The organism is Burkholderia sp. SJZ089, from assembly GCF_007828315.1.
Classification (GTDB): Bacteria; Pseudomonadota; Gammaproteobacteria; order Burkholderiales; family Burkholderiaceae; genus Burkholderia; species Burkholderia gladioli.
This window is the reverse complement of record NZ_VIUM01000005.1, coordinates 329,307-352,722: the sequence shown is the minus strand read 5'-3', so window position 1 is coordinate 352,722 and position 23,416 is coordinate 329,307. Positions and strand designations below refer to the sequence as shown.

Here is a 23,416-nt window from a genome sequence, read left to right as displayed (position 1 = left end):
GGGGAAGCAAAATCGGCTATAGTGTAGCGATTGACGGTGGATCTCTTTTTCTTCGCCGCCAATCTAGAAGATCAACCTGCAAAAAAGATGGAGTACGCCATGAGCAACAAAGGGCAATTGTTACAAGACCCGTTTTTGAACGCACTGCGTAAGGAGCATGTGCCGGTGTCGATCTACCTCGTCAACGGCATCAAGCTGCAAGGGAACATCGAATCGTTCGACCAGTACGTCGTGTTGCTCCGTAACACGGTTACCCAGATGGTTTACAAGCACGCTATCTCGACGGTCGTGCCGGCGCGCCCGGTGAATTTCCACCCGGATGCGGAAGCTTCGTCCTAACCCGATTGCCGCGGCTGGCGTCCGTCGCCGCCGGCGATCCACGCCAGCCGCCTTATCTTGACACCCGATAATTTGATCAACGCAGCGTTAGTCGGCATCGATTTCGGCAAGACCGATTTCGAGGCCAGCCTCGAAGAACTCAGCCTGCTCGCCTCCAGCGCGGGCGCCCGCCCCGCAGTCACGCTCACCGGTCGACGCTCCAGCCCCGACGCCGCCATGTTCATCGGCAGCGGCAAGGCCGAGGAGCTGCGTCTGGCCTGCGACGCCAACGACGTCGACATCGTCATCTTCAACCACCCGCTCGCCCCCGCCCAGCAGCGCAATCTCGAGCGCACGCTGAACCGCCGCGTGGTGGACCGCACCAGCCTGATCCTCGACATCTTCGCGCAGCGCGCGCGCAGCCACGAAGGCAAGCTGCAGGTCGAGCTGGCGCAACTGCAGTACCTGTCGACGCGGCTGATCCGCGCCTGGACCCACCTGGAGCGGCAGAAGGGCGGTATCGGCCTGCGCGGCCCCGGCGAAACGCAGCTCGAAACCGACCGCCGGCTGATCGGCGAGCGCATCAAGATGCTGAAATCGCGGCTCGACAAGCTGCGCCGCCAGCACAACACGCAGCGCCGCCAACGCGAGCGCAACCGCACCATGTCGGTGTCGCTGGTGGGCTACACGAACGCGGGCAAATCGACGCTGTTCAATGCGCTGACCAAGGCGCAGGCCTATGCGGCCGACCAGCTGTTCGCCACGCTCGACACCACCTCGCGACGTGTCTATCTCGGCGACGAGGTCGGCCAGATCGTGGTGTCCGACACGGTCGGCTTCATCCGCGAGCTGCCTCACCAATTGGTGGCTGCGTTCCGCGCCACGCTCGAGGAAACCATTCACGCCGACTTGCTGCTGCACGTGGTCGACGCCTCCAGCGCGGTTCGGCTCGAGCAGATCGAGCAGGTCAACGACGTGCTGCACGAGATCGGCGCGGACGCGATCCGGCAGGTGCTGGTATTCAACAAGATCGACGCGGTGCCCGAGCTGGCGGCCCGCGGCGACGCGGTCGAGCGCGATGAGTATGGTAATATTTCGCGCGTCTTTTTGAGCGCACGCACGGGCCAGGGGCTCGATACGCTGCGCGCCGCCATTGCCGAAATCGCGAGCAGCGATGCGCTTGCCGGCACGGGGTTGCTGCCCGAGCGCGACGTTCGGTTCGATGGCAACGGGCTGACCGAACCGCACGACGACCACACGGTTTCCGAACACGGGCACTGACCGGCAGCCTGCCGGCACAGTCGAGGCCCAATCTGGTGAACAAACTCAGGTGAACGATTACAACGAGCGGAGTTCCTGGCTGCGCAAGCGCCCGATGCTGTCGATCAACGATCCCCGCTGGGGTCGCGGCGAGGGCAATGGCGACAAGTCCCGCAAGAACGACCCGAAGCGTCCGCCGCCCGACGGCGAAGGCCCCCCCGATCTCGACGAAATGTGGCGCAATTTCAACCGGCGCCTGGCTGGCCTGTTCGGCGGCAAGGGCGGCGGCAATCGCGGCTTGCGCCCCGACAACGGCCGCGCGGCGAGGGTTGGCGTCGGCATCGTGATCGGCGTGCTGGTCGCCGTTTATGCCGGCAGCGGCGTGTTCGTGGTGCCCGACGGCCAGACCGGCGTGGTGCTGCAGTTCGGCGAATCTCGCGGCACGGTTGGCCAGGGCGTTCACTGGCGCCTGCCGTATCCGTTCGAGTCGCACGAGATCGTCGATACCGCCCAGATCCACGCCACCGAGATCGGCCGCAACAACGTGGTGCGCGTGGCGAACGTGAAGGATGCCTCGATGCTCACGCGCGATGGCGACATCGTCGACGTGCGCTTCGTCGTCCAGTACCGGATCCGCTCCGCCACCGACTACCTGTTCCGAACCGTCGATCCCGAGCTCGCCGTGCGCCAGTCTGCGCAGGCGGCGATTCGTCGCATCGTGGGCGCCGCGGCGGCCAGCGAAGTGACGGGCGCCGATCGCGACAAGCTGCGCGATCAATTGAGCGCAGCGATCCAGGGTGATCTCGACCGCGAGCAGACGGGCCTGGTGGTGACGGGCGTGGTGATCCAGGCCGCGCAACTGCCCGAGCAGGTGCAGGCGGCGGTCGACGAGATCGGCAAGGCGCGCCAGGAGCGCGAGGCGGCCAAGAATGCCGCGCAGGCCTATGCCGACGATCTGCTGCCGCGCGCGCGCGGCGATGCCGCCAAGCTGGTCGACGACGCGAAAGCCTATGCCGATCGCGTCGTGACGCAGGCACAGGGCGACGCGGATCGCTACAAGCAGGTCTACGCGCAATACGAGAAGGCGCCGGCGGTAGTGCGCGAGCGCATGTACCTCGACACCATGCAGGACATCTACTCGAAGGCCACCAAGGTCTATATCGGCAGCAAGAGCGGCAACAGCCTGGTCTACCTGCCGATCGACAAGATCGTCGAGCAGCAGCGCCAGCGCGCGGCCGAAGCCGCCAGCGGCGCCGCGCCGGCCGCGGCCGGCCAGCCGGCCAGCGCACCCGATGCGGGCAACACCGCGCCGGCATCCTCCGGTGCCACCGCGGCATCGGTGAGCGCCGCGCCGGCCGCGAGCGCGGCCAACGCCGCCAGCGCGGCGCCCGGCAACGATCCGCTGCGATCGCGCGAGGCGTTCCGCAGCCGGTCGCGCGAAGACGATCTGCAGTAAAGGGGAGCGCCACACATGAATCGAATCGTTGCGCTCGTCATTGCGCTTGTGGTGGTCGCGTTCATCGCGTCGTCCACCGTGTTCATCGTCGATCCGCGTCACGCGGCGGTGTTGTCGGCCCGCGGCGACGGCGAACCGACCGTGCTGGGCCCCGGCCTGCACGCGAAGCTGCCGGCGCCGCTGCAGACGGCCGTGCTGGTCGACACGCGCCTGCAGACGCTCGAATGGGCCGATCCGCAGAGCTGCACCACGGCCGACAAGCAGGACGTGCTGGTCAGCCCGGCGGTGCGCTACCGGATCGCCGATCCGCTCAAGTACTACGCGAAGACCGAAGGCGGCCTGCGCGATGCGGTGGATCCGCTGCTGGCCTCGCTGAAGGGCGCGCTGACGCAGGCGTTCTCGACGCGCTCGCTGGTTGATGCGATCGGCGCGCAGCAGGCCATCGCCGACGAAGCCAAGCGTTCGCTGCAAACCGCGGCCGCCGACTACGGCGTCGAGATCGCCGACGTGTCGCTGCTGCGCGTGGACCTGCCCGCCGCCGCGGCCGAGGCTGCCTATCGCCGCATGTCGGTGGCCGAGCGCGAGCGTGCCGATACCGAGCGCGCCGAAGGCGCGGCCGACGCGGAGCGCATCAAGGCCGAGGCGGGCCGCCAGCAACAGCAGATCCTCGCGGACGGCTACCAGTCGGCCCAGCAGATCAAGGGCGAGGGCGACGCGAAGGCCGCCTCGATCGCCGGCGAAGCCTTCGGCCGCGATCCGCAGTTTTACCAGTTCTATGCAAGCCTGCAGGCGTACCGGAACACCTTCCATGCGAACGATGTGATCGTCGTCGACCCGGACAGCGAGTTCTTCCGCTTCATGCGCGGCCCGACGGGCGGCGGTGCTTCCGCGGCGCCGGCTCCCGCTCCCCGCAAACACTGACGCTGAGAAGGGGCGCCGCCTCGCGCGGCGCATCGATACCGCATGGATCTGGCCGGTTCGCTGTTGCTCGCTCTCGCGCTGATGCTGATCATCGAAGGCGCGTTCCCGTTCGTGTTTCCGGTCGCCTGGCGCGACACCTTTCGTAGAATAGCGGAGCGACCGCCGCATCATATCCGGATCGGCGGCCTGATCGTGATGGTGATCGGCCTCGTGCTGCTCGTCTTCGCGACCTGACGTAGGGCTGTCGATCCGGCCCGTTTTCTCCTGTTTTGACCGATTCCGGCCCATCGGGCCGGATCGCGCGCGCCGCGTGCGCCGCCGCCTCGCGTGCTGCGCCGAAGGCCCGGTATTTGCACCATCCGATTCCAAATCCGGCGCGCCAGCGCGCGCCGCAGTTTCTGTCGTAGGACCGTGACGATGTCGACCTGGTTACTTCCCGAGAATATTGCCGACGTGCTGCCGTCGGAAGCACGCAAGATCGAGGAGCTGCGTCGCAGGCTGCTCGACCGCTTCCGTTCGTATGGCTACGAAATGGTGATGCCGCCCCTGCTCGAGTATCTCGAGTCGCTGCTGACCGGCGGCGGCAACGATCTGCACCTGCGCACCTTCAAGCTCGTCGACGAGCTGTCGGGCCGAACCCTGGGCCTGCGTGCCGACATGACGCCGCAGGTCGCGCGGATCGACGCGCACCTGCTGAACCGCCAGGGCGTGACGCGCCTCTGCTACGCGGGCAACGTGCTGCATACGCGGCCGCGCGGCCTGCACGCGACGCGCGAGCAGATCCAGATCGGTGCCGAGCTGTACGGCCATGCGGGCCTCGAGGCCGATCTCGAGGTGCAGCAGTTGATGCTCGACGCGCTGCGCCTGACCGGCATCGGCACGATCCGCCTCGACCTCTGCCACGCCGGCGTGCTCAATGCGCTGTTCTCGCGCGACGCGGTGGCCGCCGCACGTGGCGAGACGCTGTACGGCGCGCTGGCCGGCAAGGACGTGCCGCTCCTGAACGAACTGACCGAGGATCTGGGGCCGGATACGCGCGCCGCCTTGCGCGCGCTGCCGCATCTGTACGGCGATGCCTCGGTGATCGACGAGGCGCGTCGTCAGTTGCCGGCGCTGCCTGAAATCACGCGCGCGCTCGACGATCTCGCGCAGCTCGCGGCCCAGGTGCAGGGCGCCGAGGTCGCGATCGACCTGGCCGACCTGCGCGGCTACGCCTATCACAGCGGCGCGATGTTCTCGGCCTACGTCGACGGCGTGCCGAACGCGGTGGCGCGTGGCGGCCGTTACGACCACGTCGGGCAGGCCTATGGCCGCGCCCGCCCGGCCACCGGCTTCTCGCTGGACCTGCGCGAAATCGCGCGGATCTCGCCGATCGAGGCACGCGGCACGGCGATCCTCGCGCCCTGGCGCCAGGACGAGGCGCTGCGCGTGGCGGTGGCCGCGCTGCGCGATGCGGGCGAGGTCGTGATCCAGGCGCTGCCGGGACACGATCACGTGCTCGACGAGTTCGCCTGCGACCGCGTGCTGGTCGAGCAGGGCGGCGCGTGGCTCGTCCAGACCCGCTGAAACAAGCGCGGCGCGGATGTTTCGGGTGCCATATCGTTGACGCGAAACGGAAAAATTCGGAACCCGCGCCGAACCTAGGTAGAATACGTTTTTAACCAGCTAACGAATCAACATGTCTGCCAGCGCAGTGAATGTGACTCCCGGGCGCAACGTCGTCGTCGTGGGAACCCAGTGGGGAGATGAAGGCAAGGGCAAGATCGTCGACTGGCTGACGGACCACGCTCACGGCGTCGTGCGTTTCCAGGGCGGTCACAACGCCGGCCACACCCTCATCATCGGCGGCAAGAAAACCATCTTGCGCCTCATTCCTTCCGGCATCATGCGCGCGGGCACGGCCTGCTACATCGGCAACGGCGTGGTGCTGTCGCCCGAGGCGCTGTTCAAGGAAATCGGCGAGCTGGAAGAGGCGGGCATCGATGTGCGCTCGCGCCTGTTCATCTCCGAAGCCGCCACGCTGATCCTCCCGTACCACGTCGCGATCGACCAGGCGCGCGAAGCCCGCCGCGGCGCCGACAAGATCGGCACCACCGGCCGCGGCATCGGCCCCGCGTACGAAGACAAGGTCGGCCGCCGCGCGCTGCGCGTGCAGGACCTGTTCGACGCGAAGACCTTCGCCGATCGCCTGCGCGAGAACCTCGACTTCCACAACTTCGTGCTGACCCAGTATCTCGGCGGCGCGGCCGTCGATTTCCAGGCCACGCTCGACACGATGCTCGGTTATGCCGATCGTCTCAAGCCGATGGTCACCGATGTCTCGCGCCGTCTCTACGACGCGAACCATCAAGGCCAGAACCTGCTGTTCGAAGGCGCGCAAGGCACGCTGCTCGATATCGACCACGGCACCTATCCGTTCGTCACCTCGAGCAACTGCGTGGCCGGTGCGGCCGCGGCAGGCGCCGGCGTCGGCCCGCAGAAGCTCAACTACATCCTCGGCATCACCAAGGCCTATTGCACGCGCGTCGGCTCGGGCCCGTTCCCGAGCGAGCTCTACGACGCGGACAATCCCGCGCGCCAGAGCCAGGTCGGCCTGACGCTGGCCAACGTCGGCAAGGAATTCGGTTCGGTCACGGGCCGTCCGCGACGCACCGGCTGGCTCGACGCGGCCGCGCTGCGCCGCTCGATCCAGATCAACGGCGTGTCGGGCCTCTGCATGACCAAGCTCGACGTGCTCGACGGTCTCGAGGAAGTGCAACTCTGCGTCGGCTACAAGATCGACGGCAAGGATGTCGACCTGCTGCCGCGCGGCGCGGCCGACGTGGCGCGCTGCGAGCCGGTCTACGAAACCTTCCCGGGCTGGAAGGAAAGCACGGTCGGCATCGATCGCTGGGATGCGCTGCCGGCGACGGCCCGCGCCTACCTGACGCGCGTCCAGGAAGTGGCTGGCGTGCCGATCGACATGGTGTCGACGGGCCCCGATCGCGACGAGACGATCCTGCTGCGTCATCCGTTCAAGGTCTGAGGTTTGCCCGCACGATGACGCAAGCCACGAATCATCACGGCGCTCCGATCGCCATGTCCGATCCTCGCAACGACGACAAGAACCTCTGGGTGGGCTGGGACGAATATCACCGGCTCGTCGAGCTGCTCGCGCTCGCGGTGCACGAATCGGGCTGGAAGTTCGACCAGATCCTCTGCCTCGCGCGCGGCGGCCTGCGCGTGGGCGACCAGCTCTCGCGCATCTACGACCTGCCGCTCGCGATTCTCGCGACCAGTTCGTATCGCGAGGCGGCCGGCACCCAGCAGGGTGATCTCGATATCGCGCAGTACATCACCATGACGCGCGGCAACCTGTCGGGCAACGTGCTGCTGGTCGACGACCTGGTCGATTCGGGCGTCACGCTCGCACGCGTCCAGCAGCATCTGAAGGAGCGTTATCCGTCGGTCACGGCGGTGCGCTCGGCCGTGCTCTGGTACAAGGCCTGTTCGAAGGTCAAGCCCGACTACTTCGTCCAGCACCTGGCGACGAATCCCTGGATCCATCAGCCCTTCGAGGAGTGGGACACGCTGCGTCCCCACAACCTGGTGGCCTGGACCAAGCGCGGCTATACGCAGCGCAACGACGAGGCGGCGCAGTAAGCGACTCGCTCGACACGCCGCGCGAAGCGATCGCGCGGCGCACGCATCGGCGCCCATGGGCGCCGATTTCATTTTGCGCGCCGGCGCCCAGTCTGCCGGCGCGCTTTCCGTCTAAACGGGGACGCATGCTACACTGGCCGCGCCGCGTCGCATCACGGCAACACCGCGAGGTGGCATTGCGACCCGGTCAGTCTAGAATAGCGCTCGTTTTTCCGACCCCAGAACGGAACGTTACGCTTCCATGACCGACACGAACCATTCGAACACGCGCTCTTCCTCCTTGCAGGCTCTCGCCGTCGCGGCGATCGGCGTGGTGTTCGGCGATATCGGCACCAGCCCGCTCTATTCGCTGAAGGAGGCGTTCAGCCCGGCTCACGGTATCCCGCTGACGCAGGCCTCGATCCTCGGGGTGATCTCGCTGCTGTTCTGGGCCATCATGCTGGTGGTCGGCGTCAAGTACGTGCTGTTCGTGATGCGCGCCGACAACAACGGCGAGGGCGGCGTGCTGGCGCTGATGGCGCTGGCGCTGCGCTCGATCGAACCGCGCAGGAATGCCGCCAGGATCCTCATGGCGCTCGGCATCTTCGGTGCCTGCATGTTCTACGGCGACGCGGTGATCACGCCGGCCATCTCGGTGATGTCGGCCGTCGAGGGCCTCGAGATCGCGACGCCGCAGTTGAGCCACATGGTGCTGCCGATCACGGTGGTGATCCTGATCGCGCTGTTCTGGATCCAGCGCCATGGCACCGCGATGGTCGGCAAGCTGTTCGGCCCGATCATGGTGATCTGGTTCCTGACGCTGGCCGCGCTCGGCATCTACCACATCGCGCGCGTGCCGATGGTGATCGCGGCGATCAATCCCTACTACGCCTTCTCCTTCATGTCGGCCCATGTGCTGCAGGCCTACGTGGTGCTCGGCTCGGTGGTGCTGGTGCTGACCGGTGCCGAGGCGCTCTACGCCGACATGGGCCACTTCGGCATGCGCCCGATCCGGCTCGCCGCCTACGTGCTGGTGATGCCCTCGCTGGTGCTGAACTATTTCGGCCAGGGCGCGTTGCTGATGCAGAATCCGAAGGCGATCGAGAACCCGTTCTTCCTGCTCGCGCCCGACTGGGCGCTGTTGCCGCTGGTGGTGCTGTCCACGGTGGCCACCGTGATCGCCTCGCAGGCGGTGATCTCGGGTGCCTATTCGCTGACCAGCCAGGCCATCCAGCTCGGCTACGTGCCGCGCATGAAGGTGCTGCACACCTCCGATCTGGCGATCGGGCAGATCTACGTGCCGGTGGTGAACTGGCTGCTGTTGTTCGTGATCCTCTGCATCGTGATCGGCTTCAAGTCCTCCGATAACCTGGCCGCCGCCTACGGCATCGCGGTGACCGCCACCATGGTGATCACCACCGTGCTGGCCGGTGTCGTGATGATCAACGTCTGGAAGTGGAACCGCCTGCTGGTGGCCGCCATTATCGGCGTGTTCATGATCATCGACCTCGGCTTCTTCGGTGCCAACCTGCTGAAGGTCGCGCAGGGCGGCTGGCTGCCGCTGGGCATCGGCGCGCTGCTGTTCTTCCTGCTGACCACCTGGTTCAAGGGCCGCCATATCGTCAAGGAGCGCACCGCCGCCGACGGCATTCCGCTCACGCCGTTCCTGCAGGGGCTGCTGGCGCATCCGCCGCATCGCGTCTCGGGTACCGCGATCTACCTGACCGGCAGCGACACGCTGGTGCCGGTGAGCCTGCTGCACAATCTCAAGCACAACAAGGTGCTGCACGAGCGCACGCTGTTCCTGACCTTCATCACGCGTGACATCCCCTATGTGCGCGACGAAGAACGCGTGACGGTGCACGAGGCGGGCGGCGGGCTGTACATCGTCAAGGCCGAATACGGCTTCAACGAGACGCCTGACGTGAAGGCCGTGCTCGAGGACATCGGCCGCAAGCACGACATGTCCTTCGAGCTGATGGACACCTCGTTCTTCCTCGCGCGCGAGACGGTGGTGCCGACCCATCTGCCCGGCATGTCGATCTGGCGTGAGCGTGTGTTCGCCTGGATGCACCAGAACGCCGCGAAGCCGACCGACTTCTTCTCGATCCCGGCCAACCGCGTGGTCGAGCTCGGCACCAAGATCGAGATCTGAGGCTGGAGGTGGCTGCGGCGCCGAGCGCCGCTACCGTTGCTGCCCTCGACGGAGCCGCGCAAGCGCGCGGCTTTTTCTTTTGTGCGCGCGCCATGAAAAAACCCGCATCCGGGGATGCGGGTTTTTCGTTTCCTGCGGGCTTCGAAGCTCAATAGCCCGGGATGGATCAGCGCTTGAGCTTGGCGAAGGCCGCCGCCATCGCGCCGGCCGGCTCCGGCTCGCGCGAGCGCGGCGGCCGGCCGCCCATGCCGCCGCGCGCCGCGCCGCGATCGTTGGCGCCGCCGCCGCGGCTGCCGCTGGTGGCGACGCCGGGTTCGTCGTCCATGCGCATCGTCAGCGCGATGCGCTGGCGCTTCACGTCGACATCGAGCACCTTGACCTTGACCACCTGGCCCGCCTTCACCACCTCGTGCGGATCCTTGATGAACTTGGTCGACATCGCCGAGACGTGGACCAGGCCGTCCTGGTGGACGCCGATATCGACGAAGGCGCCGAACGCGGCCACGTTGGTCACGACGCCCTCAAGCACCATGCCCGGCATCAGGTCGGATACCTTCTCGACGCCTTCGCGGAAGGTCGCGGTCTTGAACTCGGGACGCGGATCGCGGCCCGGTTTCTCGAGTTCGGACAGGATGTCGCGAACCGTCGGCAGGCCGAAACGATCGTCGACGAACTCGGTCGGCGCGAGGCCGGCCAGCGCGTCGCGATTGCCGAGCACGTCGTCGATGCGCTTGCTGATCTTCGCGAGCATGCGTTCGACCACCGGATAGGCTTCCGGGTGGACCGATGAACGATCGAGCGGGTTCTCGCCGCCATTGATGCGCAGGAAGCCGGCGGCCTGCTCGAAGGTCTTGTCGCCCAGGCGCGGCACGCGACGCAGATGCTCGCGCGACGGGAACGGGCCGTTGGCGTCGCGGAAATCGACGATGTTGCGCGCCAGCGTGGCATTGAGCCCCGAGACGCGTGCCAGCAGGGCGGCCGAGGCGGTGTTCGCGTCGACCCCCACGGCGTTCACGCAGTCCTCGACCACGGCATCCAGCGAACGCGCCAGCTCGCGCTGGTTAACGTCGTGCTGGTACTGGCCGACGCCGATCGCCTTCGGCTCGATCTTGACCAGCTCGGCGAGCGGATCCTGCAGGCGGCGCGCGATCGAGACGGCGCCGCGCAGCGTGACGTCGAGCTCGGGGAATTCCTTGGCCGCCGTTTCGGAAGCCGAATAGACCGAGGCGCCGGCCTCGGACACCACGATCTTCTGCAGCTTCAGCTCGGGATGGCGCGAGATCAGTTCGCTGGCTAGCTTGTCAGTCTCGCGCGAGGCGGTGCCGTTGCCGATGCTGATCAGCTCGGCCTGGGTCTGCGCGGCCAGGCGCGCGAGCTTGGCCAGCGAGCCGTCCCAGTCGCGGCGCGGCTCGTGCGGGTAGATCGTGTCGGTGGCGAGCAGCTTGCCGGTGCGATCGACCACCGCCACCTTGACGCCCGTGCGCAGGCCCGGATCCAGGCCGATCACGGCCTTCGGGCCGGCCGGCGCGGCCAGCAGCAGATCCTTGAGATTGCGCGCGAACACGCGGATCGCCTCGCTCTCGGCATCCTCGCGCAGCTTGGTCAGCAGCTCGGTTTCCAGGTGCGGCTGGACCTTGACGCGCCAGCACCAGCGGCACACGTCGGACAGCCATTTGTCGGCCGGGCGGCTCTGGTTGGCGATGCCGAAATGGCGCGCGATCATCGCCTCGCCCGGATGCGGCACCTGCGCGTCGAGTTCCTCGCCCAGGCCCAGCTTGACCGTCAGCACGCCGGCGTTGCGCCCGCGGAACAGGGCCAGCGCGCGGTGCGAAGGCACCGTCTTGAGCGTTTCCGAATACGTGTAGTAATCGCGGAATTTCTCGCCTTCCTCGTTCTCCTTGCCTTCCACCACGGCCGAGGAGACCACGCCCTGGCCGTGCAGGTAGTCGCGCAGCTTGCCGAGCAGCTCGGCCGTTTCGCCGAACTGTTCTGACAGGATGTCGCGTGCCCCGTCGAGCGCGGCCTTCACGTCGGCCACGCCCTTGTCGGCATCGACATAGGCGGCGGCCTCGGCCTGCGGATCGAGCAGCGGATTGGCCAGCAGCGCCTGGGCGAGCGGCTCGAGGCCGGCCTCGCGGGCGATCTGCGCGCGGGTGCGGCGCTTGGGCTTGTAGGGCAGGTAGAGGTCCTCGAGCACCTGCTTGCTGTCGGCGGTCTCGATGGCGCCGCGCAGCTCGTCGGTCAGCTTGCCCTGTTCCTCGATGCTGGCGAGGATGGTGGCGCGGCGTTCCTCGAGTTCGCGCAGGTACAGCAGGCGCTCCTCGAGCTGTCGCAGTTGCGTGTCGTCCAGATTGCCCGTCACTTCCTTGCGGTAGCGGGCGATGAACGGAACGGTGGAGCCTTCGTCGAGAAGTTGCACGGCTGCCGCGACCTGCCGCGGCTGGACCGCGAGTTCGGAGGCGATGCGTTGAACGATCTTGAGTGCTACGGTTTCCGTCATGGGTAGTGAGTGCGTCTACGGCCTGCTGGAACGCCCGTGGCCGGCGAACCGGGCCGGGCGGGTGAATGGAGCGGGGCATTTTGCCATAAATGCATCGGGGCGCCGCCGCGAGGGCGGCGGCGCGGTGTTAGAATTTGCCCCATGTCCCGCAGCTTTCCTACGACGTTGCCAATCTCCCGTTTACTCGTTGCCGCGCTGGCCCTCGCGCTCGGCGCCGCTTCGTCCGTGGCCGCCGCGCAGGCGGCCGCGTCCGATGCAGCCGTCACGAGCGACTCTGTCGCCGCGGCACAGGATCGCGATTTCGATGCCCGCCAAAAAGTGCTCAATCAGCGCACGGCGGAAAACAATTATCGTTATGGCGTGGCCCAGCATGACTGCTACAGCAAGTTCTTCGTCAACAATTGTCTGACCAAAGCGCGTGACACGATGCGTGAGGAGCGTTCGAGCATCAGCCAGCAGCAGCTCGCCCTGAACGACGAGCAGCGCGCGGTGCGCGCCAAGCGCCGTGACGACGAGCTCGCGCTGAAGGCCGCGCAGCAGCAGGCCGAAGCGCCGCAGCGCGCCGCCAGCGAGGCCGCGAGCGCGGCCGCCTATGCCGACAGGCAGCGCGAGAACGAGCTCAAGCGCGCGCAGCGCGATGCCGACGCGCCGCAGCGCGCGGCCAGCCAGCAGGCGTACGATCAGAAGCAGGCCGATTTCCAGAAGAAGCTCGACGATGCCCACGCACAGGCTGCGCAAAAGGCGCAGGAGCGGGCACAGAACGCCGAGCGTTACGCGGACAAGCAGCGCGAGGCCGAGCAGCACAAGGCCGATGTCGAGGAGCGGCAGCGCCAGGCGGCCGAGAAGGCCAAGGAAAAGCAGCAACAGCAGCAACAACAGCAGTAGGGCGTGCCGCGCACGTCGTCACGCCAGACAGCCAGGGGTGGGTATTTCGTTCGGACAGCCAACCCGGCGAATCGCGAGCGGCATCGAAAGGCCGCTGCGTCGAGCCGGTTCTTTTGAGGAGGCGAGCATGCAAACCCGTCAAGCAGAGCTGAAGCAGGAATTGCGCAACCGGCTGGTATCCCTGCAGGAGCAGCACAGTCAGCTGGCACGCGAGATCGAGCTCAAGGAAATGCGCTCTGACATCGACGATCTGGCGCTGCACCGGCTGAAGAAGGAAAAGCTGCTGGCCAAGGACAAAATCATCATGCTGCAATCGCAGCTCGAACCGGATCAGCGCGCCTGAGGGCGGCCTGGCAAGCGCCGGGGCCGCGTCAGGCACCGGAAATGAGGAACCGCTTGCCTTGAATTCACCGCTAGAAGCACCCGCTGACACGCGGCGCGACGAATCGTCCGCCGCGTCTTCGCGCGCGGGCGCCCCCCATCCCCTTGCCACCCCGAGCCGCAAGCGCGTCAATGAACTCGACGCGATCTTCGGCGAGGGCGGCCTGCTCGCGCGCGTGCTCGACGGCTACCGGCCGCGGGCTTCGCAGATCGACATGGCGCGCGCGGTGGCCGCCGCGATGGAGGCGTCGGCGCGCAAGCTGCCCGAGCCCGAGATCTTCGATGCGCGCAAGCGCCCGGCCCGCAAGCTGCAGGCGGGCGAGACCGCGCCGGCCGGCGACGATGCGCGCGGCGACAGCGCCGCCACCGCCGGGGACGACGGCGCCGACAACACCCTGATCGTCGAGGCCGGTACCGGCACCGGCAAGACCTATGCCTATCTCGTGCCGGCCATGCTGTGGGGCGGCAAGGTGATCGTCTCGACCGGCACCAAGCACCTCCAGGACCAGTTGTTCCAGCGCGACATCCCGACCGTGCGCGACGCGCTCGCCGTGCCCGTCACGATCGCGATGCTCAAGGGCCGCTCCAACTACCTCTGCCATTACTACCTGCAGCGCACGGCCGACAACGGCCGCCTGCCGACCCGGCAGGACACTGCCTACCTGCAGGAGATCGTTCGGTTCGCCAAGCTCACGCGCAGCGGCGACAAGGCCGAGTTGGCCAGCGTGCCCGAGACGGCGCAGGTCTGGTCGATGGTCACCTCGACGCGCGACAACTGTCTCGGCCAGGACTGCCCGCACTACAAGGAATGCTTCGTGATGCAGGCACGCCGCGAGGCGCAGCAGGCTGACGTGGTGGTGGTGAACCACCACCTGTTCTTCGCCGACATCATGCTGCGCGATACCGGCATGGCCGAGCTGCTGCCGAGCGCGAACACCATCATCTTCGACGAGGCGCACCAACTGCCGGAGACGGCCACGCTGTTCTTCGGCGAGACGCTGTCGACCACGCAGATGCTCGAGCTCGCGCGCGACACCGTGGTCGAGGGCCTGGCCCATGCGCGCGACGCGGTGGAGTGGGTCAAGCTCGGCGCCGCGCTGGAGCGCGCGGCGCGCGACGTGCGGCTCGCCTTCGCCGACGGCGGCATCGTGCGCGTCTCGCTGGCGCAGCTCGGCGAGGATCATCCCTTGTTCGCCGCGCTCGACGATGTCGATGCCGCGCTCGACGCGCTCGCCTCGGCGCTGGCCGGGCAGGCCGAGCGCGCCGAATCGCTGGGCGCCTGCCTGCGCCGCGCGCGCGAGCTGCAGGGCATCCTGGCCGGCTGGGTCGCGCCCGATGCGGCGGCGGCCAGCGCGGCGAAAACCGTGAAGGAGGTGGCGGCGGGTGGCGAGGCGGCCGAGGCGAAGCGCGACGACCCCGACGAGAAGGTGCGCTGGGTCGAGGTGTTCTCGCAGACGGTGCAACTGCACGAAACGCCGCTGTCGGTCGCGCCGATCTTCGCCAAGCAGCGCGCTGGCGTGCCGCGCGCCTGGATCTTCACCTCGGCGACGCTGTCGGTGCGCGGCGACTTCACCCACTACGCGGCGCAGATGGGGCTCAGCTCGCGTCGCTCGATGACGCTGCCCAGTCCCTTCGACTATCCGGCACAGGGCCTGCTCTATGTGCCGCGCGACATGCCGCAGCCGTCCTCGCCGATGTTCACCGACGCGGTGTTCGATGCGGCGCTGCCGGCCATCGAAGCCTCGGGCGGCGGCGTGTTCATGCTCTGCACCACCTTGCGCGCGGTCGACCGGATCGCCTCCAAGCTGCGCGAGACCATCGAGGCGCGCGGCTGGAACATGCCCCTGCTGGTGCAGGGTGACGCGAGCCGCACCGAATTGCTGGACCGCTTCCGCGCCTACGGCAATGCGATCCTGGTCGGCAGCCAGAGCTTCTGGGAGGGCGTGGACGTGCGCGGCGACGCGCTGTCGCTGGTGGTGATCGACAAGCTGCCGTTCGCGCCGCCCGACGATCCGGTGCTGGCCGCGCGGCTCGATGCGTTGACCAAGAAGGGCCTGAGCCCGTTCGCCGTGCACCAGCTGCCGCAGGCGGTGATCACGCTCAAGCAGGGCGCGGGCCGCCTGATCCGCGCCGAGACCGATCGCGGCGTGCTGATGATCTGCGACACGCGGCTGGTCGACAAGCCTTATGGCCGGCGCATCTGGCAGAGCCTGCCGCCCTTCAAGCGCACGCGCGAGATCGACGTGGTGCGCGAGTTCTTCGAGGAGGGCGGGCGCGGCATTCGTGCCTGAACTCGCTTCGGCAGGCGGTTGCCTCGCCATCAAATAAAAAACCCGGCCATGGCCGGGTTTTTTTAGTGGGTGCTCGCGGCAGGCCGCCCGCAGCGGGGCAGCCGAGCGAGCGGGCTCAGAACTGCCACCAGGACTTCTTCTTCGCGCCGGGACGGGCATGCCCCGTGATGTACGGGCTGTCCGGGAAGGTGCTGGCCAGCACGCGCTTGGTGTCGTCGGCCAGTTGCGGCTGGTTCAGCCTGCCGTAGGACAGCACCATGATGTGCAGCGCGTCCTCGATCGCCGGCGCGTTCTTGTACTGCGTGATCGCCAGCTGGGCGCGGTTGATCGCGGCGACATAGGCACCGCGGCGGTAGTAGTAGTCGGCGGCGTGCACCTCGTGCGAGGCCAGCGCGTTGACGATGTAGCGCATCCGCGCGGCGGCGTCGGGCGCGTACTTGCTCTTCGGGTAGCGGTCGACGACGATCTTGAACGCGTCATACGATTCGCGCAGCGCCTGCGGATCGCGCTCGCTCATGTCCTGACCCGAGAAGCGGCCGAACAGGCCGAGATCGTCGTTGAAGTGGATCATCCCCTTCAGGTAGTAGGCATAGGCGATGTCCGGGTGATCCGGGTGCAACTGGATGAAACGGTCGACGGCCTGGTCGGCGGCGCTTGCTTCGTTATCCTTCCAGTTGCAGTAGGCTACGTTGATCTGCGCCTGCTGGGCGAAATGGCCGAACGGATCGCGGCCTTGCAGCGCTTCGAAATATTTCGCGCACTTTCCCCAATCGCTGCCGTTCAGGGCATCCTGAGCCTCTGAGTATAATTTGTTGTTCGACCAGGTCGCCGTTTCGTCGGTCTTCTGCGGCAAGCCGTGGCAGCCGGCGATCAGCGCGGCGGCCGCGGCCAATGCAGCCCACGCGGCCACAGGTTTTGCCACGCGTTTGGTCGAATTCATCATGGTGAATGTGGCTCGCATGTCCTAGCTTTCAGTCTCGGTGACCCAGTCTAAATGACCCGTTCAAGTTCGTTCCGTGCCCGGCCGGGCACGGCAAATGGCGACGATTATAGCCCAAGCTCCACCCCGTCCGACGCATCGGCGGGCGATTCGCTCGACGATGATCTGTCCGGCGAGTCGCTTGCCGCGCCGGCCTGCGCCGCATCGGGCGACGAGGCCCCGCGGGTGGTGGTGGTGCCTGACTCGCTCGCCGGCGAGCGCCTCGACAAGGCGCTCGCCCAACTGTTCCCCGAATTCTCGCGCAGCCGCCTGCAGGGCTGGATCGACGAGCAGCGCGTGCGCGTCGACGGCGCGCCCGCCAAGGTGCGCCAGCCGGTGCCGCTGGGCGCGACCATCGAGCTGGTGCCCGACCTGTTGCCCGAGCAGCTCGCGTTCGCGCCCGAGCCGGTGCCGCTGTCGATCGTCTACGAGGACGAAGCCCTGGTGGTGATCGACAAGCCCGCCGGCCTGGTGGTGCATCCCGCCGCCGGCAACTGGAGCGGCACCCTGCTCAACGGCTTGCTGCATCGCTACGGCGAGGCGGCGGCCGGCCTGCCGCGCGCCGGTATCGTCCATCGCCTCGACAAGGAAACCTCCGGGCTGATGGTGGTGGCGCGCACGCTCGCGGCGCAGACCGACCTGGTCCGGCAGTTGCAGGCGCGCACCGTCAAGCGGCGTTATTTCGCGCTGGTGTGGGGGCGCATGCCCGAGAGCGGCACCATCGACGCGCCGATCGGCCGCGATCCGCGCGAGCGCACGCGCATGGCGGTCGTCACGGGCGCCTCGGGCAAGCCGGCCCGCACGCACTTTCGCTGCGTCGATACGGTGCTCTGGCAGAACCAGCCGGTGTCGGCGATCCACTGCGATCTCGAGACCGGCCGCACGCACCAGATCCGCGTGCATTGCGCGCATACCGGCCATCCGCTGCTCGGCGACCCCGTGTATGGCCGCGCACGCGGCAAGCGCTCGGTCGCGGCGCTGCCCGGCGGTTTCGCGCGCCAGGCCCTGCATGCCTGGCGGCTCGGCCTGGTGCACCCGCTCACGGGGCGCTCGATGCAGTGGCGCTGTCCGGTGCCCGACGACATCGCCGAGCTGGCCGCCGCGCTCGGCTTCGGTGCCGAGGACGCCGACTTCGACGACGAGGACGATTACGACGACGATGATTACGATGGCGAGATCATCTACGTACGCGACGATCCGGAAGAGGACTGAATGACCACCATCACGCTGCCCGAGCTGAGCCTCGACGATTGCCTGCAACCCGACTGGCGCGTCGCGCCGCGCGTGCGCGCGCTGGTTTCGACGCGTGACGGCGGCGTGAGCGCCGCGCCTTATGGCAGATGGTCGGCGGAGCAGGGCGATGCGCCCGGCGGCATGAACCTCGGCCTTCATACCGGCGACGATCCGGCCGCCGTCGAGGCGAATCGCGCGCGGCTGCTGGCCTTGGCCGGCCCGCCGCGCGCGGCCTGGCTCGAGCAGGTGCACGGCACCGAGGTCGTGCGTGCCGACGCGGTGCTGGCGGCCGGCCCGGCGGCGGACGCGCCGGTTCGCGCCGATGCCAGCGTGACCGACGTGCCCGGCGCCGTCTGCGTGGTGATGGTGGCCGATTGCCTGCCGGTGCTGTTCTGCGACGCGGCCGGCCGCGCGATCGGTGCCGCGCACGCGGGCTGGCGCGGCCTGGTGGCGGGCATCCTCGAGCACACCGCGGCCCAGGTGGCGGACCTGGCCGGCGTCGAGGCGAGCGGCCTGCATGCCTGGCTGGGCCCGGCGATCGGCCCGCGCGTCTTCGAGGTCGGCGCCGACGTGCACGCGGCATTCGCCGATGCGGCGCTGCCGGACGAGCGCGAAGCGACCGCCCGCGCCTTCGTGGCGATCGACGGCGCGGCGGGCAAGCACCACGCGGATCTCTACGCGCTGGCGCGCCTGCGCCTGGCGCGGCTCGGCATCATGCAGGCGACGGGCGGCACCGCCTGCACGGTGACCGAGCGTCATCGCTACTACTCCTACCGGCGCGATCGGGTCACGGGTCGCATGGCCGCGATGATCTGGATCAACGACTAGAAGCCTGAGGAGCGGGCCGGCAGCACGGGGGATCGCCCCTCCACGGCCCCTCGCTCATATCGATACGGGTATTTCTTGCCTGGCCCGGTACAAATGCCGGGGGCTTTTTGCTGCGGCGCGTGACATGATTCCCGTCACGGAACCCGGTTAGGCTGAACCGGCTCCAAGCCACTCGCACGTCGCCTCGGGCCGGGCCTCGTCGACGATGTTGCGACGGATTGCCGCATAGTCGCGGCCTCGCGCGTTTTCCCCCGCGGCAGCGCATGGGGGAAAACGATAATGATAAAACTACTGCACTGCGGCAGAATCGTGAAGCCACCTCCAGCGTATGACGGCCGGCAGGTCGCGTAGCCGGCAGGTCGTTGACGCAGGATGTCCAGATGCACAGCCAGGAATCACCGGTAAGGCAGGTATGACAGCACCGAAAAATTCGTCGACTTCCTCACAAGCGGACTTCAATCCGGGGCGCCAGACGGCCGATGCGTCCCAGCCGATTCAACAGATGTTCCAGCAGTGGCTCGACGCATGGGGCCGCTTCGCGGAGCCCCTGCGCGCCGCGGCCGGTCAGTCTGCGCAAGCGAATCCGGCTGCTTCCTTTCCCTTTCCGTTCGCCATGCCCAAGCTGCCCGAGTGGCCGGCCGCGGGTGGTGCACCGTTTGCAGCTCAATTCGGCAATCCGTTCAGCGGCCAGTTCGGCGCGGCCTTTCCCGGCGGCGCGGCGCTGCCGGGCATGTCGCTGCCGGTCGCCTCGGTGCCGCCGGCACGGTTGCAGCAGCTACAGGCCGACTATGCACGCGAGAGCGCCGAGCTGTTCCGCAAGGCGACCGCCTCGCAGCTCGAGGCGCCCGAGCTGAAGGACCGGCGCTTCAGCGCCGAGGCCTGGAAGGCTTCGCCCGCGCATGCCTTCACGGCTGCCTGGTACCTGCTCAACGCGCGCTACCTGCAGGCGCTCGCCGAGGCGGTCGAGACCGATGCCAAGACGCACGAGCGGATTCTGTTCGCGGTGCAGCAGTGGACCGCGGCACTGTCGCCGAGCAACTTCCTGGCGCTGAATCCCGAGGCGCAGAAGAGCGTGCTCGACACGCAGGGCGAAAGCCTGCGGCAGGGCATGATGAACCTGCTCGGTGATCTGCAACGCGGCAAGATTTCGCAGACCGACGAATCGCAATTCGTGGTCGGCAAGAACCTCGCGAACACGCCTGGCGCGGTGGTGTTCGAGAACGACCTGATCCAGCTGATCCAGTACCAGCCGGTCACGGCGACCGTCTACGAGCGGCCCCTTCTGATCGTGCCGCCCTGCATCAACAAGTTCTACATCCTCGACCTGCAGCCCGAGAATTCGCTGGTCGCGCATGCGCTGGCCAGTGGCCACCAGGTCTACCTGGTGTCGTGGCGCAATGCCGATGCGTCGATCGCGGCCAAGGGCTGGGACGACTACATGAACGAGGGCGTGCTGGCCGCGATCGACACGGTCCAGCAGATCAGCGGCCGCGAGCAGATCAACGCGCTCGGCTTCTGCGTGGGCGGCACCATGCTGGCCACCGCGCTCGCGGTGTTGGCCGCGCGCGGCGAACACCCGGTAGCCTCGATGACGCTGCTCACCGCGATGCTCGACTTCACCGATACCGGCGTGCTCGACGTGTTCGTCGACGAGGCGCACGTGCAGATGCGCGAGCAGTCGATCGGCGGCAAGCACGGCACGGCGCCGGGCCTGATGCATGGCGTGGAGTTCGCCAATACCTTCTCGTTTCTGCGGCCCAACGATCTGGTCTGGAACTACGTGGTCGACAACTACCTCAAGGGCCGCACGCCGGCGCCGTTCGACCTGTTGTACTGGAACAGCGACTCGACCAACCTGCCGGGCCCGATGTACGCCTGGTACCTGCGCCACACCTACCTAGAGAACAAGCTGCGCGAGCCCGGCGCGCTCACCGTGTGCGGCGAGCCGGTCGACCTCACGCGCATCGACGTGCCGACCTTCATCTACGGCTCGCGCGAGGATCACATCGTGCCCTGGCAGACCGCCTACGCCTCGACCTCGCTGCTGACCGGGCCGCTGCGCTTCGTGCTCGGCGCCTCGGGCCACATCGCGGGCGTGATCAATCCGCCGGCCAAGAACAAGCGCAGCTACTGGAGCTTCGACGCGCCCGACGCCAAAGAACTGCCGGAACAGGCGCAAGACTGGTTCGACGCGGCGACCGAGCACCCGGGCAGCTGGTGGCCGGAATGGATCGACTGGCTCGACCAATACGGCGGTCGCAAGACCAAGCCGCGCGCCTCGCTGGGTTCGGCGCAGTTCCCGGTGATCGAGCCGGCACCCGGGCGCTACGTCCTGGTAAGGAATTGAAGCAGGAGCATTGACGGATCGCGACAGGCGGCGCACGCTGGCCGTCTGTGCCCCGGCATTTTTTCAACGGAGCGGGTCGCGGTGCGGGCCTGGAGGATGAAGACATGACTGACGTAGTGATCGTATCGGCCGCGCGCACCGCGGTCGGCAAATTCGGTGGTTCGCTGGCCAAGATCGCCGCGCCGGAACTGGGCGCGAGCGTGATTCGCGCCGTGCTGGAACGCAGCGGCGTGGCGCCCGACCAGATCAGCGAAGTGATCATGGGCCAGGTGCTGACGGCCGCATCGGGTCAGAACCCGGCGCGCCAGGCCGTGATCAAGGCGGGCCTGCCCACCGCCGTGCCCGGCATGACCATCAACAAGGTCTGCGGCTCCGGCCTGAAGGCCGTGATGCTGGCCGCCAACGCGATCATCGCGGGCGACGCCGAGATCGTCATCGCGGGCGGCCAGGAGAACATGAGCGCGGCGCCGCACGTGCTGCCGGGCTCGCGCGACGGCTTCCGGATGGGCGACGCCAAGCTGGTCGACAGCATGATCGTGGACGGCCTCTGGGACGTCTACAACAACTACCACATGGGCATCACCGCCGAGAACGTGGCCAAGGAATACGGCATCACGCGCGAGGCCCAGGACGCCTTCGCGGCGCTCTCGCAGAACAAGGCCGAGGCCGCCCAGAAGTCGGGCCGCTTCGACGACGAGATCGTGCCGATCGAGATCCCGCAGCGCAAGGGCGAGCCGATCCGCTTCGCCAGCGACGAGTTCGTGCGCCACGGCGTGACGGCCGAGTCGCTGGCGGGCCTCAAGCCCGCCTTCTCGAAGGAAGGTTCGGTGACGGCGGCCAATGCCTCGGGCCTCAACGACGGCGCCGCCGCGGTGCTGGTGATGTCGGCCGAGAAGGCCAAGGCGCTCGGCCTCACACCGCTCGCGCGCATCAAGGCCTACGCCAATGCCGGCGTCGACCCGAAGGTGATGGGCATGGGCCCGGTGCCGGCCTCGCGCCGCTGCCTGGAGCGCGCCGGCTGGTCGGTCGGCGATCTCGACCTGATGGAGATCAACGAGGCCTTCGCGGCGCAGGCGCTCGCCGTGCACCAGCAGATGGGCTGGGATACCTCGAAGGTGAACGTGAACGGCGGTGCGATCGCGATCGGTCATCCGATCGGCGCATCCGGTTGCCGGATCCTGGTCACGCTGCTGCACGAGATGCAGAAGCGCGATGCGAAGCGCGGCCTCGCATCGCTGTGTATCGGCGGCGGGATGGGCGTGGCGCTGGCGGTCGAGCGCCCGTGACGCCGCCGCGCGGCGCGGTGGGAGCGCGCCGCGCTTGAACCAGGCAGACGACGAAGGAAGCGCCGTCCGGCGCTTCGACAACGATAAATGGAGTGTTCAGTATGACTCAGCGAGTGGCTTACGTAACGGGCGGCATGGGCGGCATCGGGACGGGCATTTGCCAGCGTCTGCACAAGGCGGGTTTCAAGGTGGTTGCCGGCTGCGGACCGAATTCGCCGCGCCGCGCGAAGTGGATCGAGGACCAGAAGGCCCTGGGCTTCGATTTCTACGCCTCCGAGGGTAACGTCGGCGACTGGGAATCGACCAAGCTCGCCTTCGACAAGGTCAAGGCCGAGGTGGGCGAGGTCGACGTGCTGGTCAACAACGCCGGCATCACGCGCGACGTGGTGTTCCGCAAGATGACGCTGGAAGACTGGCAGGCCGTGATCGACACGAACCTGACCAGCCTGTTCAACGTGACCAAGCAGGTGATCGACGGCATGGTCGAGCGCGGCTGGGGCCGGGTGATCAACATCTCGTCGGTGAACGGCCAGAAGGGCCAGTTCGGCCAGACCAACTACTCGACCGCCAAGGCCGGCATCCACGGCTTCACCATGTCGCTGGCGCAGGAAGTGGCGACCAAGGGCGTGACGGTCAACACCGTGTCGCCGGGCTATATCGGCACCGACATGGTCAAGGCGATCCGTCCCGACGTGCTCGAGAAGATCGTCGCGACGATTCCGGTGCGCCGACTCGGCTCGCCCGACGAGATCGCCTCGATCGTCTCCTGGCTCGCTTCGGACGAATCGGGCTTCGCCACGGGCGCCGACTTCTCGCTCAACGGCGGTCTGCACATGGGCTGAGCCTGCTGGTGCGGCCGCCGTGTGGGGCAGGCCGCGCCGCGGGCTCGACAGATTCCGAGTGCGTTCCGTCCGGCCGCGCGCCGTCGCGGCGGCGAGCGCTGTCATCGCGCCAC

The 23,416-nt window shown here is 67.7% G+C and carries 19 protein-coding genes; 17 read left to right on the top strand and 2 right to left on the bottom strand.

Annotated features, from left to right (window positions below; all coding sequences use genetic code 11):
- Positions 1 to 99: 99 nt before the first annotated feature.
- The 9 genes from hfq (at position 100) to FB600_RS11880 (ending at position 9,731) form a co-directional block, all read left to right on the top strand.
- The gene (hfq, locus tag FB600_RS11920) at positions 100 to 339 is read left to right on the top strand and encodes an RNA chaperone Hfq (protein WP_006399927.1); all 240 of its coding nucleotides are present in this window, start codon (positions 100 to 102) and stop codon (positions 337 to 339) included.
- 72 nt (positions 340 to 411) lie between these two features.
- Positions 412 to 1,599, top strand: coding sequence for a GTPase HflX (hflX, locus tag FB600_RS11915; RefSeq protein WP_172535073.1), 1,188 nt, complete (start codon positions 412 to 414; stop codon positions 1,597 to 1,599).
- Between the two features lie 49 nt (positions 1,600 to 1,648).
- Positions 1,649 to 3,034: an FtsH protease activity modulator HflK gene (hflK, locus tag FB600_RS11910; RefSeq protein ID WP_096748749.1), complete on the top strand. Its 1,386-nt coding sequence runs from the start codon at positions 1,649 to 1,651 to the stop codon at positions 3,032 to 3,034.
- Positions 3,035 to 3,049: 15 nt separating this feature from the next.
- Positions 3,050 to 3,955, top strand: a complete 906-nt coding sequence (hflC, locus tag FB600_RS11905; RefSeq protein ID WP_098153952.1) for a protease modulator HflC — start codon at positions 3,050 to 3,052, stop codon at positions 3,953 to 3,955.
- A gap of 42 nt (positions 3,956 to 3,997) precedes the next feature.
- Positions 3,998 to 4,189 (top strand): DUF2065 domain-containing protein, encoded by a 192-nt coding sequence (locus tag FB600_RS11900; RefSeq protein WP_025097663.1) that lies wholly within the window; start codon positions 3,998 to 4,000, stop codon positions 4,187 to 4,189.
- Positions 4,190 to 4,372: 183 nt separating this feature from the next.
- Positions 4,373 to 5,521, top strand: coding sequence for an ATP phosphoribosyltransferase regulatory subunit (locus FB600_RS11895; RefSeq protein ID WP_013698237.1), 1,149 nt, complete (start codon positions 4,373 to 4,375; stop codon positions 5,519 to 5,521).
- Positions 5,522 to 5,633: 112 nt separating this feature from the next.
- The gene (locus tag FB600_RS11890; RefSeq protein WP_013698236.1) at positions 5,634 to 6,980 is read left to right on the top strand and encodes an adenylosuccinate synthase; all 1,347 of its coding nucleotides are present in this window, start codon (positions 5,634 to 5,636) and stop codon (positions 6,978 to 6,980) included.
- Positions 6,981 to 6,994: 14 nt separating this feature from the next.
- Positions 6,995 to 7,597 (top strand): phosphoribosyltransferase, encoded by a 603-nt coding sequence (locus FB600_RS11885; protein ID WP_025097666.1) that lies wholly within the window; start codon positions 6,995 to 6,997, stop codon positions 7,595 to 7,597.
- A gap of 241 nt (positions 7,598 to 7,838) precedes the next feature.
- Positions 7,839 to 9,731, top strand: a complete 1,893-nt coding sequence (locus FB600_RS11880) for a potassium transporter Kup (protein WP_046581606.1) — start codon at positions 7,839 to 7,841, stop codon at positions 9,729 to 9,731.
- 166 nt (positions 9,732 to 9,897) lie between these two features.
- On the opposite strand, the gene FB600_RS11875 is transcribed toward FB600_RS11880, so the two are convergent.
- Complete coding sequence (locus tag FB600_RS11875) at positions 9,898 to 12,231, bottom strand: Tex family protein (protein ID WP_145756779.1); 2,334 nt, start codon at positions 12,229 to 12,231, stop codon at positions 9,898 to 9,900.
- Positions 12,232 to 12,372: 141 nt separating this feature from the next.
- Between FB600_RS11875 and FB600_RS11870 the strand changes: the two genes are divergently transcribed.
- The 3 genes from FB600_RS11870 to FB600_RS11860 all read left to right on the top strand — a co-directional run bounded on the left by FB600_RS11870 (position 12,373) and on the right by FB600_RS11860 (position 15,788).
- Positions 12,373 to 13,116 carry a colicin transporter gene (locus tag FB600_RS11870; protein WP_105819843.1) on the top strand — a complete coding sequence of 248 codons (744 nt, stop codon included), beginning with the start codon at positions 12,373 to 12,375 and terminating at the stop codon, positions 13,114 to 13,116.
- A 127-nt stretch (positions 13,117 to 13,243) separates the two neighbouring features.
- Complete coding sequence (locus FB600_RS11865) at positions 13,244 to 13,459, top strand: YdcH family protein (RefSeq protein WP_013698231.1); 216 nt, start codon at positions 13,244 to 13,246, stop codon at positions 13,457 to 13,459.
- A 58-nt stretch (positions 13,460 to 13,517) separates the two neighbouring features.
- Positions 13,518 to 15,788, top strand: a complete 2,271-nt coding sequence (locus FB600_RS11860) for an ATP-dependent DNA helicase (protein WP_098181876.1) — start codon at positions 13,518 to 13,520, stop codon at positions 15,786 to 15,788.
- 115 nt (positions 15,789 to 15,903) lie between these two features.
- On the opposite strand, the gene FB600_RS11855 is transcribed toward FB600_RS11860, so the two are convergent.
- Positions 15,904 to 16,731 carry an outer membrane protein assembly factor BamD gene (locus FB600_RS11855; protein WP_036039581.1) on the bottom strand — a complete coding sequence of 276 codons (828 nt, stop codon included), beginning with the start codon at positions 16,729 to 16,731 and terminating at the stop codon, positions 15,904 to 15,906.
- Positions 16,732 to 16,782: 51 nt separating this feature from the next.
- On the opposite strand from FB600_RS11855, the gene FB600_RS11850 reads away from it, so the two are divergent.
- From FB600_RS11850 to FB600_RS11830, 5 genes are all read left to right on the top strand, one after another.
- Entirely contained in the window at positions 16,783 to 17,979 is a 1,197-nt protein-coding gene (locus tag FB600_RS11850) for an RluA family pseudouridine synthase (protein ID WP_013698228.1), read from the top strand.
- The gene (gene pgeF / locus FB600_RS11845; RefSeq protein WP_096748755.1) at positions 17,980 to 18,828 is read left to right on the top strand and encodes a peptidoglycan editing factor PgeF; all 849 of its coding nucleotides are present in this window, start codon (positions 17,980 to 17,982) and stop codon (positions 18,826 to 18,828) included.
- 412 nt (positions 18,829 to 19,240) lie between these two features.
- Entirely contained in the window at positions 19,241 to 21,175 is a 1,935-nt protein-coding gene (phaC, locus tag FB600_RS11840) for a class I poly(R)-hydroxyalkanoic acid synthase (RefSeq protein ID WP_096748756.1), read from the top strand.
- A 104-nt stretch (positions 21,176 to 21,279) separates the two neighbouring features.
- Positions 21,280 to 22,461 carry an acetyl-CoA C-acetyltransferase gene (locus tag FB600_RS11835; RefSeq protein ID WP_025097675.1) on the top strand — a complete coding sequence of 394 codons (1,182 nt, stop codon included), beginning with the start codon at positions 21,280 to 21,282 and terminating at the stop codon, positions 22,459 to 22,461.
- 101 nt (positions 22,462 to 22,562) lie between these two features.
- Complete coding sequence (locus tag FB600_RS11830; RefSeq protein ID WP_096748758.1) at positions 22,563 to 23,303, top strand: 3-ketoacyl-ACP reductase; 741 nt, start codon at positions 22,563 to 22,565, stop codon at positions 23,301 to 23,303.
- Positions 23,304 to 23,416: the final 113 nt, after the last annotated feature.

Excerpts from the sequence above, each read along its gene's own strand:
- hfq (WP_006399927.1), top strand. The coding sequence starts at position 100 with ATGAGCAACAAAGGGCAATTGTTACAAGACCCGTTTTTGAACGCACTG.
- FB600_RS11855 (WP_036039581.1), bottom strand. The coding sequence starts at position 16,731 with ATGATGAATTCGACCAAACGCGTGGCAAAACCTGTGGCCGCGTGGGCT.
- FB600_RS11835 (WP_025097675.1), top strand. The coding sequence starts at position 21,280 with ATGACTGACGTAGTGATCGTATCGGCCGCGCGCACCGCGGTCGGCAAA.
- FB600_RS11895 (WP_013698237.1), top strand. The coding sequence starts at position 4,373 with ATGTCGACCTGGTTACTTCCCGAGAATATTGCCGACGTGCTGCCGTCG.
- FB600_RS11870 (WP_105819843.1), top strand. The coding sequence starts at position 12,373 with ATGTCCCGCAGCTTTCCTACGACGTTGCCAATCTCCCGTTTACTCGTT.
- FB600_RS11850 (WP_013698228.1), top strand. The coding sequence starts at position 16,783 with ATGACCCGTTCAAGTTCGTTCCGTGCCCGGCCGGGCACGGCAAATGGC.
- FB600_RS11885 (WP_025097666.1), top strand. The coding sequence starts at position 6,995 with ATGACGCAAGCCACGAATCATCACGGCGCTCCGATCGCCATGTCCGAT.
- pgeF (WP_096748755.1), top strand. The coding sequence starts at position 17,980 with ATGACCACCATCACGCTGCCCGAGCTGAGCCTCGACGATTGCCTGCAA.
- hflC (WP_098153952.1), top strand. The coding sequence starts at position 3,050 with ATGAATCGAATCGTTGCGCTCGTCATTGCGCTTGTGGTGGTCGCGTTC.
- FB600_RS11900 (WP_025097663.1), top strand. The coding sequence starts at position 3,998 with ATGGATCTGGCCGGTTCGCTGTTGCTCGCTCTCGCGCTGATGCTGATC.
- phaC (WP_096748756.1), top strand. The coding sequence starts at position 19,241 with ATGACAGCACCGAAAAATTCGTCGACTTCCTCACAAGCGGACTTCAAT.
- FB600_RS11880 (WP_046581606.1), top strand. The coding sequence starts at position 7,839 with ATGACCGACACGAACCATTCGAACACGCGCTCTTCCTCCTTGCAGGCT.
- FB600_RS11875 (WP_145756779.1), bottom strand. The coding sequence starts at position 12,231 with ATGACGGAAACCGTAGCACTCAAGATCGTTCAACGCATCGCCTCCGAA.
- FB600_RS11890 (WP_013698236.1), top strand. The coding sequence starts at position 5,634 with ATGTCTGCCAGCGCAGTGAATGTGACTCCCGGGCGCAACGTCGTCGTC.
- FB600_RS11830 (WP_096748758.1), top strand. The coding sequence starts at position 22,563 with ATGACTCAGCGAGTGGCTTACGTAACGGGCGGCATGGGCGGCATCGGG.
- FB600_RS11865 (WP_013698231.1), top strand. The coding sequence starts at position 13,244 with ATGCAAACCCGTCAAGCAGAGCTGAAGCAGGAATTGCGCAACCGGCTG.